The organism is Flagellimonas ulvae (assembly GCF_049333175.1).
Taxonomy (GTDB): domain Bacteria; phylum Bacteroidota; class Bacteroidia; order Flavobacteriales; family Flavobacteriaceae; genus Flagellimonas.
Map to the genome: position 1 here is coordinate 2615410 of NZ_CP186325.1, position 19523 is coordinate 2634932.

13 protein-coding genes and 10 tRNA genes are annotated in these 19523 nt (G+C 36.6%); 18 read left to right on the forward strand and 5 right to left on the reverse strand.

Features of this window, described 5'->3' with window-relative positions; all coding sequences use genetic code 11:
- The first annotated feature begins 14 nt into the window (after nucleotides 1-14).
- The 16 genes from ACOKFD_RS11975 to ACOKFD_RS12050 all read left to right on the forward strand — a co-directional run bounded on the left by ACOKFD_RS11975 (nucleotide 15) and on the right by ACOKFD_RS12050 (nucleotide 7952).
- Entirely contained in the window at nucleotides 15-1391 is a 1377-nt protein-coding gene (locus ACOKFD_RS11975) for an RtcB family protein (protein ID WP_422858145.1), read from the forward strand.
- A gap of 2 nt (nucleotides 1392-1393) precedes the next feature.
- Nucleotides 1394-1798, forward strand: coding sequence for a hypothetical protein (locus ACOKFD_RS11980; RefSeq protein WP_422858146.1), 405 nt, complete (start codon nucleotides 1394-1396; stop codon nucleotides 1796-1798).
- A gap of 1 nt (nucleotide 1799) precedes the next feature.
- Nucleotides 1800-2546 carry a nucleotidyltransferase domain-containing protein gene (locus ACOKFD_RS11985; protein WP_422858147.1) on the forward strand — a complete coding sequence of 249 codons (747 nt, stop codon included), beginning with the start codon at nucleotides 1800-1802 and terminating at the stop codon, nucleotides 2544-2546.
- On the forward strand, nucleotides 2543-3616 hold the full coding sequence (locus tag ACOKFD_RS11990) for a nucleotidyltransferase domain-containing protein (protein WP_422858148.1): 1074 nt from the start codon (nucleotides 2543-2545) through the stop codon (nucleotides 3614-3616). The genes ACOKFD_RS11985 and ACOKFD_RS11990 overlap by 4 nt, the downstream gene beginning before the upstream one ends.
- Before the next feature lie 702 nt (nucleotides 3617-4318).
- Nucleotides 4319-4858, forward strand: a complete 540-nt coding sequence (locus ACOKFD_RS11995; protein ID WP_422858149.1) for a tetratricopeptide repeat protein — start codon at nucleotides 4319-4321, stop codon at nucleotides 4856-4858.
- Between the two features lie 17 nt (nucleotides 4859-4875).
- Nucleotides 4876-4961, forward strand: a tRNA-Tyr gene (locus ACOKFD_RS12000).
- Nucleotide 4962: 1 nt separating this feature from the next.
- A tRNA-Trp gene (locus ACOKFD_RS12005) sits at nucleotides 4963-5033 on the forward strand.
- Nucleotides 5034-5134: 101 nt separating this feature from the next.
- A tRNA-Ser gene (locus ACOKFD_RS12010) sits at nucleotides 5135-5221 on the forward strand.
- Nucleotides 5222-5227: 6 nt separating this feature from the next.
- Nucleotides 5228-5300 (forward strand) — tRNA-Cys (locus ACOKFD_RS12015).
- A gap of 5 nt (nucleotides 5301-5305) precedes the next feature.
- Nucleotides 5306-5377, forward strand: a tRNA-Glu gene (locus tag ACOKFD_RS12020).
- Between the two features lie 5 nt (nucleotides 5378-5382).
- Nucleotides 5383-5455, forward strand: a tRNA-Lys gene (locus ACOKFD_RS12025).
- A gap of 4 nt (nucleotides 5456-5459) precedes the next feature.
- Nucleotides 5460-5533 (forward strand) — tRNA-Leu (locus ACOKFD_RS12030).
- Between the two features lie 6 nt (nucleotides 5534-5539).
- Nucleotides 5540-5613, forward strand: a tRNA-Leu gene (locus ACOKFD_RS12035).
- A 77-nt stretch (nucleotides 5614-5690) separates the two neighbouring features.
- Nucleotides 5691-5763: transfer RNA gene (locus ACOKFD_RS12040), tRNA-Phe, on the forward strand.
- A 4-nt stretch (nucleotides 5764-5767) separates the two neighbouring features.
- Nucleotides 5768-5840, forward strand: a tRNA-Arg gene (locus ACOKFD_RS12045).
- 1008 nt (nucleotides 5841-6848) lie between these two features.
- Nucleotides 6849-7952 carry a slipin family protein gene (locus ACOKFD_RS12050; protein WP_422858150.1) on the forward strand — a complete coding sequence of 368 codons (1104 nt, stop codon included), beginning with the start codon at nucleotides 6849-6851 and terminating at the stop codon, nucleotides 7950-7952.
- A 90-nt stretch (nucleotides 7953-8042) separates the two neighbouring features.
- Here the strand turns inward: ACOKFD_RS12050 and ACOKFD_RS12055 are convergent, their stop codons facing one another.
- From ACOKFD_RS12055 to ACOKFD_RS12075, 5 genes are all read right to left on the reverse strand, one after another.
- Complete coding sequence (locus ACOKFD_RS12055; protein ID WP_422858151.1) at nucleotides 8043-11864, reverse strand: NACHT domain-containing protein; 3822 nt, start codon at nucleotides 11862-11864, stop codon at nucleotides 8043-8045.
- Nucleotides 11864-12145, reverse strand: a complete 282-nt coding sequence (locus ACOKFD_RS12060) for a hypothetical protein (RefSeq protein ID WP_422858152.1) — start codon at nucleotides 12143-12145, stop codon at nucleotides 11864-11866. Before ACOKFD_RS12060 ends, ACOKFD_RS12055 begins: the two co-directional genes overlap by 1 nt.
- Before the next feature lie 111 nt (nucleotides 12146-12256).
- Entirely contained in the window at nucleotides 12257-13180 is a 924-nt protein-coding gene (locus ACOKFD_RS12065) for a sugar kinase (RefSeq protein WP_422858153.1), read from the reverse strand.
- Nucleotide 13181: 1 nt separating this feature from the next.
- On the reverse strand, nucleotides 13182-14165 hold the full coding sequence (locus tag ACOKFD_RS12070; RefSeq protein ID WP_422858154.1) for an SPFH domain-containing protein: 984 nt from the start codon (nucleotides 14163-14165) through the stop codon (nucleotides 13182-13184).
- A gap of 154 nt (nucleotides 14166-14319) precedes the next feature.
- A complete protein-coding gene (locus ACOKFD_RS12075; protein ID WP_422858155.1) occupies nucleotides 14320-14994 on the reverse strand; it encodes an NUDIX hydrolase in 675 nt (224 codons plus the stop codon).
- Between the two features lie 169 nt (nucleotides 14995-15163).
- Here ACOKFD_RS12075 and ACOKFD_RS12080 point away from each other — a divergent pair, with 169 nt between their 5' ends.
- Nucleotides 15164-16510, forward strand: coding sequence for an SWIM zinc finger family protein (locus ACOKFD_RS12080; RefSeq protein WP_422858156.1), 1347 nt, complete (start codon nucleotides 15164-15166; stop codon nucleotides 16508-16510).
- 1 nt (nucleotide 16511) lies between these two features.
- Nucleotides 16512-19466, forward strand: a complete 2955-nt coding sequence (locus ACOKFD_RS12085; RefSeq protein ID WP_422858157.1) for a DUF6493 family protein — start codon at nucleotides 16512-16514, stop codon at nucleotides 19464-19466.
- Nucleotides 19467-19523: the final 57 nt, after the last annotated feature.

Here is a 19523-nt window from a genome sequence, read left to right on the forward strand (position 1 = left end):
AAAAAGAAAAAACAATGGAACCAAAAGATAACTTTACAGGAAAGGAATTGATAGCCATGGGCTTCAAATCTGGAAAATGGTTTAAAGAAGCAATAGCGCATATCAACGAAAACCAATTGGAAGGGGATGCCTTGAACAACTACTTGGAACAATTCAAGTCACCTCCAGCCGTTGGCTTGCATAAAAAAGCTGTTCCTTTTTCGGTGAATATTAGGGCAGAAAATGAAATGGAGGAGACTAATGTCAATTCCGTTATCGAAACAATGGATGCCTTAATGAAGACCCCAACATTAGTGGACGGAGCCATCATGCCAGATGCCTGTCCAACCGGTCCAACAGGAACAATCCCTGTAGGAGGAGTAGCGGTCGCAAAAAACGCAATCCACCCAGGAATGCATAGTGCGGATATCTGTTGTTCTGTTTTGTTGACCGATTTTGGCAACGCAGACCCAAAAGACGTATTGAATGCCGCTCATGGTGTTACCCATTTTGGTCCAGGTGGTCGTTCTAGAGAAGATCAATTTCGTTTTCCTATGGACTTATTGGCAGAGATTGAAGGCAATTACTTTTTAAATGACCAAAAATGTATTTCCGCAGCAAGATCTCATTTGGGAACACAGGGGGATGGAAACCATTTTTTATTTGTGGGTATATCAAAAGCGACTGGAAATACCATGATGGTGACACATCACGGAAGTCGAGGTTTTGGCGCCAACTTGTATTCTAAAGGAATGAAAGTGGCCGAACGGTTCCGAAAAGAATTGTCCCCTGAAACCTTGAAGCAAAATGCATGGATTCCCATCGATAGTGAAGAAGGTGAACAGTATTGGGATGCACTCCAAATTATAAGAAAGTGGACCAAGAAAAACCATGAATGTATTCATGATGCCACTTTAGCCAAATTGGGAATCAAGCCAGAGAATCGCTATTGGAACGAGCATAATTTTGTATTTCGTGATGATGAGTTGTTTTATCATGCCAAAGGGGCAACCCCATTGGATGCTAAATTCATGCCCGACATCACAGGTCCACGATTGATTCCTTTGAACATGTCAGAACCTGTGTTGATTGTTGGAGGTGAAACAACCAAGGCAAACTTAGGTTTTGCACCACACGGAGCAGGGCGTAATGTGAGTCGAACGCAACATAGAAAGAGCAAAGTGGGCACGTTTCAGGAAATATTTGATGAAGAAACGAAAGGGTTGGATGTTCGCTTTTTCTCCAATGAGATTGACATCACGGAATTGCCAAGCGCTTATAAAAATGCCAAAACGGTTAGAAAGCAAATGGATGAATTTGGTTTGGGAACTGTTATTGATGAAGTAATGCCCTATGGTTGTATCATGGCGGGGGATTGGAAGAAAAACGCACCTTGGAAGAAAAAACGATAATTATGTCAAAAGATTTTTTGGAATATTACAGGGCCAGTAGCCGTGCAGAAAAGAAATTATCAGATTCTTTAGGCTTGATATGGGATAAAAGCATTCAAGACTGGGATTTGGTAAATTCCAACCAAAATAGAATTGATGATTTTTTAAGAGCCTATCAAGAGCTTGATGATGACGATGAAAAATTTGTCCTTATGCAATTGATAGTAGCTTCATTTGACGATTTTCAGTCAGAAGAGAATTTTGATTTTAAGTTATGGAATGAATGCAGCATTGTCCTTGAGAAGGAACATTCAACTCATATTCATACAATTTCCTACTGGTCTTTGAAAGAAAATGAATCTGACCACTTCTTTTTATCACCCTTCATGGAGGTGATTTTTAGGAAGGTAATCTATCATTATCAATAAAATGAAAAAAGAAATTTTACATAAACTCTCTGAAATCGAGAAAGACAAAAATGTTGAAATCCTTTTTGCTGTAGAGTCGGGAAGCAGGGCTTGGGGCTTCGCTTCGCAGGATTCAGATTATGACATTCGTTTTGTATACAGGCATAAGAAGGATTGGTATTTGAATCTTTGGGGGCAAAAAGATTCAATTCAATTTATGACTGAAGAGGATTTGGATGGTTCTGGATGGGATGTTCGAAAAGCACTCAAATTGTTAGCAAAATCCAATGCCTCCTTTTTGGGATGGTTGTTTTCTCCTATTGTTTATAGGGCGAATGCTGCCTTTCTCAACGAGATAAAGGAATTGGCCACAAACAATTTCAATCCCGTTTCTGGATTTTATCATTATCATAGTATGAACAAGGGTTTTGAAGAAACCTTGGGTTCAGATAGGATGACGTTGAAAAGTTTCTTTTATGCTATTCGCACTGCCTTATGTGCTAAATGGGTGTATGAAAAGAATACGATTCCTCCTGTGTTTTTTAAAGAACTATATGCTTTAATCAACTCAGAATATCATGGGATGTTGGATGATTTAATCCTTTTAAAGAGCAAGCACATCGAAAAAAGTAACGAACCTGTTGACCCTCTTTTAATAGAACTGGTTAAGCAAGTGGTTAAAGAAAATGAAAGCGTGAAAAATGATTTGATCAACAGGAAGCCAAATTCTGAAGAATTCAATAGCCTCTTTTTAAAAACCATATCATGACCATAGAGGAACTAAAGAAATCCGGGAGCATTATTTTCGAATGCATCAGCGGAAGTAGGGCCTATGGACTGGACACACCCTCATCCGACACGGATATCAGGGGTGTGTTCATTCTTCCCAAGGAACACTTTTACTCTTTGGACTATATAGGACAAGTAAACAACGAATCAAACGATATTGTGTATTATGAATTGCGCAAGTTCATTGAGCTTTGCTCAAAGAACAATCCGAACATACTGGAATTACTGAATGTTCCAGAAGAGTGCATTCTTTATAAGCATGAAATTTTCAACGAAATACGATTGGAGCTTTTCTTATCAAAGCAATGTGAAAAATCATTTGCCAACTATGCTTATGCACAAATCAAAAAGGCAAGGGGGCTGGAGAAAAAGATTGTGAATCCAGTTGAAAAGGAGCGTAAGTCAGTTCTCGACTTTTGTTTTGTCTATACCAATGGAAAGTCTCTGCCCCTAAACATATTTCTTGAAAAAAATAATATCCAACAAGAACATTGCGGTATATCCAACATAGCTCATCTAAAGGATTGTCACAATCTATATTACAACCCAGACATTCCATATAAAGGAATCATAAAAAGTGATAAGGCAAATGATATTGCATTGAGCTCAATACCAAAGGAAGAAGCACCTATTGGAATGTTATTTTTCAATAAAGATGGTTATTCATCATATTGTAAAAAGTATAAAGAATACTGGGACTGGGTAGGCAAACGAAATGAGGAACGCTATAAAACAACCATATCACATGGTAAAAATTATGATTCCAAAAATATGATGCACACGTTCAGGTTGCTACATATGGCCAAAGAAATAGCGTCAGAACACACAATCCACGTCAGACGCCCGGATCGAGAATTTTTATTGGACATAAAGCATGGAAAATATGAATATGATGAGTTGGTGGATTGGGCAGAAAATCTAAAACAAGATTTAGAGAATCAGTATGTTAAATCCACAATACCTATTCGCCCACAAATAGAAGCTATAAATGATTTATTGTACTCTCTTCGAGAAAAGTTCTATTTAGAAAATTTGGAAGCGAAACATTAATTCCTGCATATTTGCACCAGAAATGAAAAATACTAGAGTACATATCAAACCAGGAACACTGTTTAGTCAGTGTAGCTATCGCTGGATATTGGAATTATCCTCGCGGAAGGGACGTGATGTGTCTAGTTTAAATGGATTTATGCATTGATTTAAAACCAATCTTGATACAATAGATAAGCGTCCAACACAAATTGGACGCTTTTTTTATGGAAAATTTTAAAAAGAATGCGAGAAAAGTAAAATGACATAAACAAGGTAATTGAAACAGAAAACGATTGAGGGACAGGCGATTGTAGAATGTTAAAAATCTGCTGAAAAGCGGACAGGGTCTCTATTATCCAATTTTAATGTAACTAATTGATTTTCAATAAATTATATTTATTTTTCCTTGTGTAATCCAAAAATAGATTTCATCTTTGCCCTGTCGAATTAAAGACAATAAAGTAGAATAATTACTAATAAAAACGAAGCTATGCTTTTATATGAAAGTTGTTTTAAAAGCCGATTGATTGGGGAACAATCAATCCATATGCTTCGGTTCTTTCCATAACGAGCTATAGACTCTAAAAAAGATCCGGAGCATTCAACCAGAGTGTTTCGGATTTTTTATTTCCATTTAACTGGTATAGACATTCCGAAACTTAAAAAAATGCATTCTCGAGCCTACACATAAGGTTCGAAAATGCGCTAAGGAATTATGTCATGGAAAGAACAAATTTTAATGTATACCTGTTCAAAGCATTGGATGCTTATCCATATGATTTGGAAGAGGCTATTGAAGCCTTGAACTATGCCTTGTCATATGATGCCAAAAATGTTCAGGCGCTTTATTTAATGGGCAAGATATATGCCGAACAATTAGGAGAATACGAAACCGCCAAAAGCTGTTTTTCAGAAGCATTGGTAGGTGGAATGGATTGGCCAAAAATTTATCCTGCATATATCAGAACACTTGTCTTGAATGAAGATTACAAAGAAGCCCAAAGACTTTTGGTCTTTGCCTTGGACCGTAAGGGAACTGATAAAGGGGCTTTGTACTTCTACCAAGGTTTGCTCAACGAAGTACAGGGAAAATTTAAAGAAGCAATCAATGCATATGAACAGGCAAAAAGGCACGGGCTCAACAATGAATTCATAAGAAGGATTGAGGAAGAGATAAATCGAGTCAAAAAAAAGCTTAGCAAGAAAAAAAGTAAAAACAAGAAAAAACGAAAGGAGGAGAAATCTAAAAGCCGCTCCTAATAATGGAGCGGTTACAAGGGAGTGCGCCGAAGTTGGAGAGTCGGGGCGGACTGTAAATCCGTTGTCTTTGACTGAGTAGGTTCGATTCCTACCACCCCCACCATGCGTCTGTGGTGCAATGGTAGCATCTGGGTCTCCAAAACCTGGGATTGGGGTTCGAATCCTTGCGGATGCGCTAGGTACCGTTATCAATGACCAAGGCCCAACTGTCTCTTGGGAGGTCATTGAAGGGTTTCCTGCCAGCTAATAAGGTGGGGACTCTCGTCGGTACCGTCTGGAGGGTAGGCAAATATTGGCTTGTTGCGCTCGCCTGCTAAGCGAGTCTATCGAAAGATAGTGAAGGTTCAATTCCTTTGCCCTCCGCTAAAGGACAAGGTGGCTGAATGGTTAAGGCGATGGACTGCAAATCCATTATTTATGAGTTCGAATCTCATCCTTGTCTCAATTGCTCCATTAGCATAGTGGCTAGTGCATCCGACTTTCTATCGGAAGACAAGGGTTCGATTCCCTTATGGAGTACAGAGTGAGGTATAACTCAGTTGGCAGAGTACCGTGCTTTTAACACGGGAGTCTTAGGTTCGAATCCTAATGCCTCAACAACGCGGGGATGGCGAAAACGGTAAACGCGCCTGATTTAGGATCAGGAGACTGAGAGTTCGAATCTCTCTCCCTGTACTATTTGCTCCACTAGCCCAATTGGCAGAGGCATCGGGTTTAAGCCCCGTTCAGTCTTGGTTCGAATCCAAGGTGGAGTACAAAACCTGTGATGTAACGGCTAGCATACAAGATTTTGATTCTTGTTGAAAAGGTTCGATTCCTTTCAGGTTTATTTGGAACAGTAGCAAAGTTGGTCAATGCAGCGGATTGAAGATCCGAGGATATAGGTTCGAATCCTGTCTGTTCCACAATAGGAATATAGTTCAACTGGATAGAACGCTGGGCTACGGACCTAGAAATGCGAGTTCGAATCTTGCTATTCCTACTGAAACCAAAGAAATTTTAACTACGCATATTAATTGCGTAGTTGAGTTTCAACTTTGTTTCATAATAAAAAATACCTCTTTAGCTTAAAGGGAAGAGCTGTGGTAAAAGACCTTTGATCGTAACCACGGAGTGATTGGAAGATGTTGTTGATGGCGTGCCTGTCAATAAATAGAATTTGCAGAAGCACCGAAATGAACAAGATTCAAAGTAGGGAAGCGCATTTAGAGCCAGTCTGTTCGTTTCGACGAAAGTGCCAGTTCGAATCTGGCCAGGGGTACTAAGTTCATTGAAACAGTTTCCACATATATGGAAATTAAAATATCAAGCTGGTCTTGTTGGGTGTCTCTGTATGGCACTATTGTATGAAGCTTTGCCGAAGGGCATTAGGTTTTCATGTGCAACTTGACTTGAAGGTTTCGGTAGTTTATCCAAAAAACAACCACCAGCTCTGTAGGTCGTGGGTTCGACTCCCACTCCCGAGGTACTTCGGGATAGTTCAGTTAGGTTAGAACAGCAGATGGATGCGCAGGTTCGACTCCTGCCGAGGTCACCTTTTTTGGATCTCGTAGCTCAGTTGGCTAGAGCACCACGCTCATAACGTGGGATATGGATTGAGAATCCATTCTTGACAAGAAGGTCACTTGTAAAAAGACCCCCGGACTGTCACTCCGTAAAATTGGCAAGAAACCGTAGTTCTATGTCGGTGGTTTTCTCTCTATGGGAGATAAATCACAGTCTTGAAACTACCTTGAAATACTGATCTTTTGACGTAAAGGGCCATTTCGTTGCCAGTCATCCCTCCTTTTGGAAAACTGATCCATATGTTATCAGCGGCCCTTCAGGAAGCATGGCGCCAAAACGAATAGTTCTGAACCTTGAAAACCGGTATTTCCGTATCGAATAGATGATATACAACCACGGTTTCTTTTGTAAAGAAAGTAATTAGAATAATGAATATAGTTTAACCCGTTCGTCCGTCTTACGATGGGGCGGACACAAATTTAAAATGATGAAACGAGTAAGAATCAATGTAGGAAAAGTAGGTTTGGTCTTCAAAAAAGGGGATTACCAAAAGGTAATTGCCCAGGGAACACATTGGGTGGGCCTTAGAACCAAGGTAATGGTCTATGACCTTACCAAAGCCTTTGTAGCTCCTATAGCATTGGAAATCTTGCTACGGGACCAAGGCTTGGAAGCGATGTTACATGTGATTGAAGTCAAGGATGCTGAATTGGTTTTGGTTTCTGAAAATGGAAATTTAAAACAAGTCCTTACTGCGGGTAAGTATGCCTTCTGGAAAGGTCTGATTGATTATGGGTTCGTTAAAGCGGACTTGAGCAAAATCTATATCACAGAAGATATTAGCAAAGCAACGCTTAGTCATCCCCAATTACGGGCTTATGTCCGTACCTTGGAAGTTGCAGCTTATGAAAAAGCGGTGCTCTTAGTGGATGATGTCTATATCAAAATACTGGAAAGTGGTACCTACTACTTCTGGAAGAATGATATTACCATCAAAATTGCCCGAGCTGATATGCGTCAGCTACAATTGGAGATTTCTGGTCAGGAATTGTTGACCAAAGACAAGGCTGCCATTCGTATCAACTTCTATACTCAGTATAAAGTTGTTGATATCGAAAAGGCCTTATTGGACAACAAAGACTATGAAAAGCAGTTGTACATCGCAATGCAGTTAGTTTTACGTGCCTACATCGGCACCTATACTTTGGATGAGCTTTTAGAGCGTAAGGAAAGTATCGCAGAAGCTGTGTTTGCAGATATCAAGACAACAGCTACCCAATTGGGTGTTGCCGTTTTGAGCTGTGGTATCCGTGATGTCATCCTAACCGGTGAAATGAAAGATATCATGAACCAGGTTTTGGTAGCTCAAAAACGGGCTCAGGCCAATATCATCACCCGACGTGAAGAGACGGCGTCTACCCGAAGCTTGCTAAACACGGCAAAGCTGATGGAAGAAAACGAGATGCTCTTCAAGTTGAAGGAGATGGAATACGTTGAAAAAATCGCCGATAAAATCGGTGAGATTACTGTCTCTGGAAACGGGGGTATGGTCAGACAATTGAAAGAGATTTTCTCTGTCAATAAGTAGAATGTTGGAATGCGTCAGCGACTGTTGGCGCATTTTCCATTACACTATCCAACAAGTGTGTGATTAAAATAATAACAGATTGAACTTAACTTAATGCAGTTCGCTTACATATGTTAATGCTTGACTAAATTCAAAAGGCTCTGATTTAGACAAGTAGTAGTTATATTCCAAGTCATCAATTATAAGGTTAACATAAAATAAATCTTGGTCCGACTCTTTAAATTCACTTTGTAATTCCCTTAACACATGTAATATGGAGTTGAACGCATACTCTCCTTTTCTTGATACATTAGTTAAATACTTTGACAAAAAGGCTGTGAAATCAACACTTTTAAGCCCATCCTTTCTTTTAATATAGATTGAATCGAACAATCGTTTTATTATCTCAAAATCGTTTATTGCATCATAGTCCTCAAATTTAAAAGAACCAATGGAATCCATTTTAGTGTCTTCATCCAAGAAATCCATCAAATACTTAAGAGCTTCTATTCTATTGCACAAAAAGAGTGTTTGTAATGCATTTGTATTGAAATCTGTGTTTTCTGAATCCAAATATTCGATAGACCGACTTATGCAAAAGTCTATTTCTTTATTGTGCTTAATAAGTAGATTAACTGAGGTCCAATGGATTCTTGTATTATAATCAGCACAACAATCAATCAGCAAATCCAAATCCTCTGTTATTTTTATATAGTCTTCCAATAGTGCTGTTTCATTGGATGATCTATCAACATCGCTTAAAAATTGTCTTGCAAAAGGATAAACAACCTCAAGCCTTTGTTCTAAAGCATACTTAACATGTTTTGAAAATGTCCAAGACCACAACTCTTTTGTAGTGACATTGTTAATTATTACGTTATTGAATAGACTAACGTCGTCAATTTTTTTTATCAAATAGTCAAACCCTGGTTCGAGCATGCTATTTTCATTTCCAGTGGCAAAATGATCAAATTCTATAGAACCGGTTAAAAATGAAATGGGCAATTCAAATCCTAGCAAATCACTAAAAAAATAGATTAATCCAATCTTGATATGATTTTCCTTTCCCTTGTACCAATATTTTTTCCCATTTTTACCAACTGTAATGACATTATTAAAATCAAAACTGCCGGCTTGTTCCAAGCACCATGATTGGATTAACTCTTTTTGCTTATCAAATAGCTTATATTCCCAATTATGCGTCTCACAATTCTTAATAAACTCCTTTATCTCAATAAATCTGATAAAATCTTCCTCAAGATTTTGAATGACTTCTTCAAGACTAATACTATTTGCGTGCTTACTTGGAAGAAACCTTCGGATTACGTCCATCGCACTGTTCACCATTGTATTCCCATGGCCATTTTCTTCATACCATCTATTCTCAATTTCAAGAAAAACATCCCAATCCATTTTGTCATTATTTTCTTTAAAAATAGATTTGATTTTACTTGCTAACTGATTTTTATCAAAAAGCATATTCAAATTTTCTTGAATGACATCGAAGAAATAATTTCTTTGTAATTCTCTATCCGCTTCAGTAAACAACTTTTCTTCAAAACGAATGCCCTTTTTAGAAGCGGTTGCCTCAAAATATTGAGCTAATTCAATATCATTCGTATTTGAAATCCTGTTTCTAAAGTACTCGTACTCTTTGCTAGATAGACCCTCACTTTCAAATTTTGAAATGACAATTTGTACAGTACTTTTTGTAAGTATTGTAGCAACAAAAGGCGTAATTTCTTTTAATTGCCAATTATCCAAAAGATGCTTTATAACCAAACCATTTTTTCCACTCCTCTTTATGATATTTTGCAGTAGGTTTCTTAGCCTATGAAATTTTACTTCGTCTTTGATTTCGTTTAGAAGGTCCACTAAAAATTTATCACTCTCACCTGCAAAATAGATACATCTATCGGCCACCCTGTCTAAATGACCAGTTGTATAACTTTCCCTAATAGTATTATCAAAATAAAACCGAACACAAGCCAGAAAGTTATTCGGCTCTGTATATTTCAAGATTAACTTTTCCACTTTGTACCGATTACCTCTCATAACTTCATCATCATCCTGTCTTGGAATAATCTTGTGTGCTCTTTGAAACTCTTGGTATAAATAGTCAGAAAATTGATCTACATTTTCATAATCACGTAGTATATTTAAAAGACAACTATTAATCTGTTTGCTTTCCTCATCTTTAAAAATATTAAATACCTCTATTACAAGTTCCAAGTCATTTTTTAAAGTAGGGTGTCGTTCTATAAAGTTCAAAATTTGATACTTAATACCTACTTCCAAGTCTTTGTCTGACAACTCTTTTAAAAAGTATTGTAGGACTTTTTGAATACTGTTTAATTTTAATCTAAAATGTATAAGGACTTCATATGCGGAATATCTAACCCGGAAATGTTGATGTTTGTCTTTAATAGTACTAAGCAAGTAATCATAATTTTCTTCTGTATCAGCAAATCTTGCGATTTTTGAAACTTCATAAGTTCTTCTTGAATCAATCCATAAAGTTTTCTCCAAACATTGTCTTTCAAAATACGTTTTAAAAACACTGTTTCTTAAGGATTTGTCTATCCTATTGCTGTCGGACCTAAATAGTAACTCTGACTCATTCTCTACTATCCATCCAATGAATCCGTTGAACTTTATAGAATTAACTGGCAAAAGGTTAATAAGAAATGTAATTGTGTTAAATAGTGAAGGATGCGTTCTCAGAGTGTTTTCAATGCAAATGAACTGAACAATCCTTTGAATTGGCAAGTCTGATAAGGCCAGTGCTGCAAAATATTCCTGGATATTTCTATGTTCAAAGAACTTTTTGGCTTCTCCAGCTTTAGAATCAAACAAGGGACTTTTTTTAATCGCCTCGTATTTTTTTAAATCTTCACCCGCAATTTTTAAAAGATCGTCGTCGTCAAAAACGTTTCTTTTCATTAACTCATTTACCAGAGACAACCTCTTTGAGTAAAGTTTAATTAAGGGTGGGTTAAGTCTACGTTTTTTTAGTTTAAAAATACTGTCATCTTTCAGCCTATTGTTAACATAACTCTCCCATAATTCAGCCGTGTTTGTTGGAATTTTTTTATTCTTCTCAATGTACTTGGAGACTATCTCAATTTGGTAAGGGTTCTTAATGAATGTCTCAAAATTACCATTGATTGAGCTTTCATCAATATGAATCTTGCATTTAGACTTTAGTAGACTGACACCTTGCTGCCAAGTTAAATCTTCCAAATAATACTTTTCAAATTCTACAATATTTTTGACCTCATCTTCAAAAACATTTGTTCGACAGCTAATCAGAAATCTACTTTTTAAAGGTTTGCTCTCTACTTCTGAAATGAATGTATCCAACTTAGAAGTAAAATCTTCAATATCTGATATTTCATCGATTCCGTCGAAAATGAAAATAATGTTAGAGAATGCTCTCCAGTTTACTTTTACAAACCTGTCAATGGAATCAAGTTTCGTAAAATTTCTTAGGTTCTTGTGAATTGGAATTAAAGGACTATCATGGTCTTCCCATAGTTTAATGGCTAACTGTTCCAACTCGGTACTTTTACCTAAACCAGGATTTCCTAATAAGACAATTTTGTTTTTGTCTTGAACTATTCTTTTTAAATCAATACCATAACTTTCCCAATGCAGATTAAACTGTTTAGAAGCATCTTCCTTTGAAAAAGATCTTTGGGCTAAGTCATTTCTACGACTTAGTTTGCCAATAAACTTTTTCTTATCAACGCCTATTAAATCGGCTTTGACAAGGGGACTCAAATCAGATATTTCGGCTAACTCTTCGGTTGATTTTAAGACCAATTCATTTATATAAACAACCTTTGAATGGTCTAAGTTTTGAATTATTACTCCGCTTCCTCCCTTATTTGTTTTGTTGTCTTTAAAGAGCCTTCTAAACCATTTAAACATTAATTTCTCTTTATATCGACTTCAGATTCATTCTTAACGTCTTTAACAGTAATTTGAGTAGTGTCATCTTTTTTTGACCTGATTTTGACTTTTGATTTGTCTATCCCTTCAACTTCAGTAGATTTTATTTTTCCTTCAATGAACAATGTCAAAAGGACTGCAAATTGACCAAAGAGAACAATCATTGGCTCATACCCTCCATCTGAATAAAGCCAAAAACCTGATAATACCAATATTAAACCGTTAATGGTAAAAAGTAAGTTCTTAATTTTCTTGTTCATAATCGTATTAAAGTGTTTTGGGTGTTACTAATGTAAAGCCTCACCCTTCCAGAAGGTTTTAGCTCGTAAGAAAATAACAACTTTATTTGTAGGACTACAAATATTTTTGTTTTAAATAATCAAATTTGCCTTTTCTTTGGAGACTCCTATTTCTAAAGTACTCCCTGAATTAAAATTTAAAAAGTCAGATTCGATACCATCACTAAAGACAACGCCATTTTGAGGCATCTTTGATTCAATTTTTAGCTGCTGGTTTTTGGCAATTGTTCCATACCCCAAATCTATTTGGGACATTTTACTTAGGAAGGGTTCTCTCACTACAAATATTAATTTGTCATCTTCCCACCCCAAATTAGCATTGAACGCCCTTTTTTGTTTGTAAAAGTATTGGTTGATATTGTTAGTCATATTAAAAACAGAACTGATCCAGCCCGTTGACCCAGCTCCGGTAGCCACTAAAATACCACTGGAAGATTGGCTTTCCCTTTTTCCTTTGAATTCAAGGTTGTACCGTGAAGAAACATGCGAAGCTGCTCCAATGTAAAAATCATTAAAGGCCAATAGCGTTTGTCCATCATTCATGGTAGCTTTAGCCATGGTGACTTTTTTTGATTCATAAGTCCCATTAAGAAAACCTTTAATTGCAGGTAACAAAGTTTGCGGACCATGGGGCAACAGAACACCATCGTAACGTTCCTCATCTGGGTTTACAGCTACTATAGGAAGTCCATTTACATATTTGGCTGTATTGGCAACCAAGCCATCTTGACCAATGACCACGACCAAATCCCCTTCAGCGAACATGTACGTTGGCAAATAAGAGCGAAAAAGAACCTTACTCTTAAACAAAGGGGAAATTGCTTTTTGAACATGGGTAAGTGAAGCGTAAAAGGTGTTGTGCTCTTGTTCGTAAAAACCAAAATCCTCTCCTGAGCGTTCGAGATAAAACTTGGCCTGGGCTTTTGAATTAAAACGTTCTATAAGTTGCTCAAGCCTTGTCTTATCTCTAACAATGATGATTTTATCCAATTCCATATTAGGCCGTCTTCGTGCTCATGATAGACTCCAATAAATCTGGTGAAATATTGAGATTGCCTATTTTATCAGCATTTTCGGCCAATTCCCTAAAGGCAAGGGCAATGTGATTTCTTGGGTCAATACCTTTAGAATTGATGGCCATGAGTGTCTTCCAGTCCAATTCCTTATAAGGGCGTAGATTGGCATGCAAAACATACTCTTTAGCATCGGCCTCTTTCTTTTCGTTTTCAACTCTGAGGTCAATAAGTTGCTGTTTGCTGTCCTCTAAAGAGATATTGGAAGCCATATCCATTTCTTTGAGTTTTTGTTCATTTTCTTGTTTCACCAATTCGGTTTCCATTTGCTTTTCAGCAATCTGTTTTTGTTTTTCTTCGACAGCGATTTCTGTATTCAACTCGGTTTCCTTAATGATACGCTCTTGCTCCACAGCAAAATTTCTTCGTTCATAAATGGCTTGATCCGCTTCTTTTTGGAGCGATTCCCGCATTTGAGCCTCCAATGCCCTGGCCATTTCAGGGTTAGGGGTCACACCCAAAACGTTTACGCTCAATATTTCAAGGCCAAGCATATGTACGGTTTTAGAGTTTTGAACACTCTCCATTATCTGCGTTTCTATCTGCTGTAATTGACGCAACGCTTCTTTAAGACTTAACTTTTGTATCACTCCAGCACTCGCAGTTTGGGCCTCATTGATGATTCGTTGTTGAATTTTCTCATTGTCATCTTTGATATAGTACCCTTTACTGTCAACAGTGAAGTCAAGTACTTCAGCCAATTGTTTTGGGTCTTTTACCTTATAGGTTATCTGCCCTTGGATGGAAACTTCTTGATAGTCTTTCGTGGTCTCCTTAAAAATGAACTGAAAGTCTTTACTTTCCATGGGAATGGAAACTATGGAGGAGTTAGGGGCAAAATAAAAGAAAGAAAGTCCCCTACCTTCTTTTTTTGTTTTTCCATTTTTAAAATGGATGACATAATTCATTGAATCGAATTTGATATAGTTTATTCCAAACATAATAACTGGTTTTAGAATTAATTTGTGTATTTATTACGCAAATATAAAGTGTGTTTTTGAACCACACAAGATATTTTGTGTTTTTTTTACGCAAATTAAATTTATGTGGAATGAGCTATTATCAGATTTCGAAAATAATACCCTCTTTTTTTAACTGGAAATAACGTTTTTTGTTGAAGCTAAAAAGGCTTGCAGGCCTTCCTGGGCCCACGGAAACCTTCTCGTCCAACTCGTCCAGAACTTTAAGACTGTTGATTTTCTTTTTGAAATTCCTTCTATCAATTTCACGATTCAAAAGGGTGGTATACAGTTTTTCTAGATCAGAAAAAGGAAACTTCTTGTCCAGCAATTCAAACCCAATAGGCTCATAAGTGATTTTTCCTCGCAACCTTTCAATTGCAATATTCAAGATTTTTTTATGATCGAATGCCAATTCAGGCAACTTCTCAATATTGAACCAATTGGCTTCTTTGGCATCTGTTGAAGCAGTCAACTTAAATGCATTCGGCTTCACCAATCCAAAGTAGGCGATGGAAACCACTCTTCCCCTGGGGTCCCTCCCAATCCCACCAAAGGTGTATAATTGTTCAAGGTAATTTATCTTAACTCCAGTTTCCTCAGATAGCTCTCGTTCTACTGCTTCTTCCAAACTCTCATCCTCCAAGACAAAGCCCCCAGGAAGTGCCCATGCATTTTTAAACGGCTCAAATTTCCGCTTCACTAAAAGAACCGATATATTTCCGGAGTCATACCCGAACACCACGGCATCCACAGTCAACTTAATAGCACTTTCCATAATATGTGTATAGTTTACACAAAAATAAGAAAAGTAGGCGTGTCGCGTTTCATCTTAGTATATTATATCTTCCAAGGTTTTTTTGAAAAAATATTATTCTATTTTAGAAGAAATCATTGGCAGAAAGTTGTACTATCAATTTTAAAAACTAATATCCCAACCGTATTCCATGGCTACAGATACCCTTAACTATCAATATGCTTTACCATCAAGCCTAATTAATGAAAAAGGCAATGAGAATCTCTTATTGTCTAAGTTCAATGAAGTCCACAAGGGAAGTTCTCCATGTTTTTTTTGGGGCAGACTAAACAACCCCTATGAACTATCTAGATGTCTTATAACGCTCTCCAACACTGTCCAATCCAGTTTCAATCTTTCGCCCTTTCAATTGGCTTTATTAAAAGATCCCATAGTTACTGCTGGAAACAATCAGATTAGGTTTGAAGGCTTTTCCCACTGTGCAGGGGTATATGCCAGGGTCAATGTGCTTGAAGGTGGTCAAGATGGAGAATTCATTGAAAATGGCACAACTAACGTCGACTTCAACACCCCTTTGATTTCAGAATTAGGGAAAATCAAAAAGAATGATAATCTAGTACTATCCGTCGGGCAAAAGGAAGTTGGGTTTCATAAGGACGGGAAGAGTACCATTGAACGTAAGGTACCCTTACCGTCAAAATGGATTAAAGGCTTAACCACTGTACAGCACTATTTCTCCGAATCCGATTTCGGTTATACACTAAATAGAATTCAAGCACTACAGTTATTCAAGACAATTCCAACGGGAAAGATCAAAACAGATTATTTTCTAATTAAAAGAGGAAACAAATACTTGTTCAGTCCTTTAAAGTCCAGCAATACGGTATGCATTGGCGGAATACATCGGTTAAAATTGCTGCAACCCTTAATTCCCTTAATCAATGAACTTAAGATATACCCACATAAGGATATGCAATCCGTCACCTTTATTCTTTGTTTTGATGAGCTAAACTTTATTTTTTCTGTTTCTAGGGATTTTTGGCGAGGGTTTTCTGGTGAAGGAGCTGCTCTTGAATCCTTAATAGAAGACCTTCCCGATACTGTTGTTCAAGCATTCGACAACTACTCTTATACCAACCAAGAATTTAATCCTGCTCTTATGTCTTTTGAGGAGGGAATTGATATTTCCAAAATAGAAAAACTATCAACCAAACTGTCGGCCATGGGGTTACTAGGTTATGACCTAGCTAAAAATGGATTCTTTTATAGAAGACTGCCATTCAAATTGGAAAGGATATTGGCTTTGAACCCTAGATTAAAAGGTGCTGAAAAGCTTCTAGAAGAGGGTAAGGTCACTATTACTTCAAGAAAAGGCGATAATATAGAAGCGAGAGTTGAAGGCAGTGGTGTTTATCATTATGTCGTCTTAAATGCTTCTATGGAAAAATGCACTTGTACATGGTATAGCAAAAACCAAGGACAAAGGGGAATCTGCAAACATATTTTGGCCGTTAAGAAAAAAGTAAAGAATAGCTAATATGCTAAAAGAAGAACTGAAAAATATTGTCGTAAAAGAACAGGATATTCTTCCTTTTTTAAAAAAGTTGACCTCTAATGATAAACGAGAGCTAACTCCCTTTTTAAAAAAATATAAAGAAGAGATTTTTGCCACGAATAGTATTGAGACCAAATACAAGGGTGGGATTTCCTATACCTATGAGCATAAGTATTCAGAAGTGCAGAGAGATTTGGTAGAAAAAGCATGCTATGTCTGTTTTAATAAAACAGATGCAAAAAAAGCTTTTTTTGGCATAAGCCACCTGTCAATCAAGGATGATTATCTAAATAATATCATTCCTTGGTATACACCAAAATGGTTTGGTGATTTAATTAATGAAGAAATGCCATGGGGTTTATCGTATGATAAAATGATGCGGCTTTACAAAGATGGTTTGTTGGAACCTACATCTAACTTAGTATTAAACAAATTACCTGATGCTTTGGTCGAGCATGAATGGAAGGATAGCAAACGAATAAGCCACTACAAACCTGAAGTACTGCTTAATTACAGAGAAACTCTGGAAAAGCATATATGGATGATGTTTGAGGAAGAATCAACTATTAACAATTATTATAACTATTTAGGTTTAGAGAATTATAAGGGGGGGAATGATATTTGGATTGATACTATTGCCAATTTAATCCAAGAGAAAAAATTAGACAGAAAAAAGGTTTTAATAGCAACGATATACTCTTCAACCAAAGGCTTCAATAAGACACTAAGTGGTTGGTTTTTTGATTTGCTAGTTAAGTTGAATCCAACACTTGATGAGGTATTGGCACTTCAAAGTGAGTTATTTGCGGCATTAAATTCTCCACATTCAAAAGTTATAAATACGGTTCTCAAATATTTTAAACCCGTTGCCGACCAAAAAAAGTTCAGGTTCAAAGTGTTCATTGAAAATGCCTCCATTTTATTGAATTCTGAAACAAAATCTGTAGTGAATTCGACATTGATGATTTTAGAGAAAATTGTCAAAGCGCATAAAACCGTTAAAATCTCTGTATGTAAAAAGGCGGCTGAAGCCTTAATCAACGTTGATGAAAAAATACAGTTGCGAGCCGCAAAGATTATTCAGAAATACGGAGACAAGAAGAAGCAAGAATTATTAGATGACATAGGCTTGTATTCAGATAATTTATTCCATAGCTCCAAGGAGGTATTAAAAGAATATTTAAACACTAATGATTTAGTCGATGACCATGAAGAAGCGATTGTTGAGGTGAATTTTTTAACCGAAGAAAACAGGTTGCCAAAATATGAATCCTTAGATGAACTGATTTTCTTTGTTAGCCAAGTCATTGACAATAATGAAGTGTTTCATATTGACTTACTCCTAAGTTATTTGCCAAAACTAAATGTTCTATTGAATGCTGAAAATGTCTCTAAGCTAGAACCTATTTTTAAGCGTGCCTTTGACCTATCGATGAATTCTGAATGGAATAGCCAAATAGGAAACTTAGAAGCAGAAGCAGCATATTATATAAATGATTTTGCGGAAATTCTGATGAAGAAATATCCCGTCGAACTCGAAAGCTTCAAAAAAACTAAAAACCAAAAAATACAGAAACTTAAACAGGATAGATTCTTCAGCTCACATTATAAAGAGAATTTAAAGGAAATAGAACAGCAACCTATTCCTGATTATATCTACCAAATTCACCATCAATTATTCATTAAATCAAAATCGTATATCTCTAGAAATCTAAGTCTAGAATTATTGTCCACGCCAACACATAGTCCTTGTTGGGTCGATCCTTCTATATTTATTGACCGTGTTCTTTTGTATGAGCAGCATGATGAACAATCGGACTTATATGATTTTCAAATTGCCTTGGGACGACTGTTATTAAGCGAAGTCCCGCCAGATATTTCAGTACGAATTGAAGCTATAGCTGATAAGACGATGAAAGACATTCTTAAATACCATTTCGGGTTAATAGAGTTGGCTGAAGTTAGCTTAGACAAACCATATTTATGGATTCAAAGTGTGCTATCTAGAAACATCAAATCAGAAATCACATATTTTCAAGAGTACCTTTCCAATACATTGGTAAAAGAAATCGGTATATACGATTGGGACTGCAAATTGAGTGATTACTACTATACACAATATGATTATGTCAAAGGGAAAAATGTTGAAAAGAAAATGGTCAGAAAGCACTTGAAATTAGAAAATTTCGACCCACAAAAGAAAGAGCCTGTTTCTCTAATCTCCAGTATCAAAGGCATATTTAATACTAATAAAAAACCGATTAAAGTAGAAAGTATTTATGAATACATGTTTTTTAAAAAACAACAGTACTACACTACAATTCAGCCTCATGATGATTTAAAATTCCTCCTCATATCACCCAATAACCCAAGTTCATTTCTAAGCCATGTAATACATCATAATTTAAAGGAATCAACTTTTTCTGATGAGACAAGCAAAAAAAACATGGGCAATTTACTTAAAGGCTTATATCAAATATGGCATCGTAGCGATTATACGGAGACCACTTATCTTTTCTTGGCCACTGGTCTTTTGTGCAGTGATAAAGTTTCAAGAGAACTTGCCGCCGAATTGTGGATAAAAACGAACTCGGAAGGAAATATTGACAATGTTTTATTGGGTAAAATACTTGGTAAATTAGAGTCAGGCGAATATGCTCCATTAAAACGATTTACAGATCTCTTAACCTCCAATTTGTTCAACGTTTCCAAAAGACACAATGAGCATCTATTTACTCTTTTGAATGCTGCAATTGGCAAAATGAGTGAAACCCCCATAAGAGGCGTTAAGAAATTGCTAGAAATATTTTTGGAGTTACGGTATTCCAATGGACTAAAAATCTCCGGAAAAACAAAAGAACGGCTTTTTACATGGAAGGAAACTTCATCTCTAAGGAGTTTAATCGCAAAAATTTTGAATGAAAGCGAGCGAAACTAGGTTTCGAGCTGCAAGTGTCCCAAATACTTACACAAACTAATACTACTGAGCGAGGCA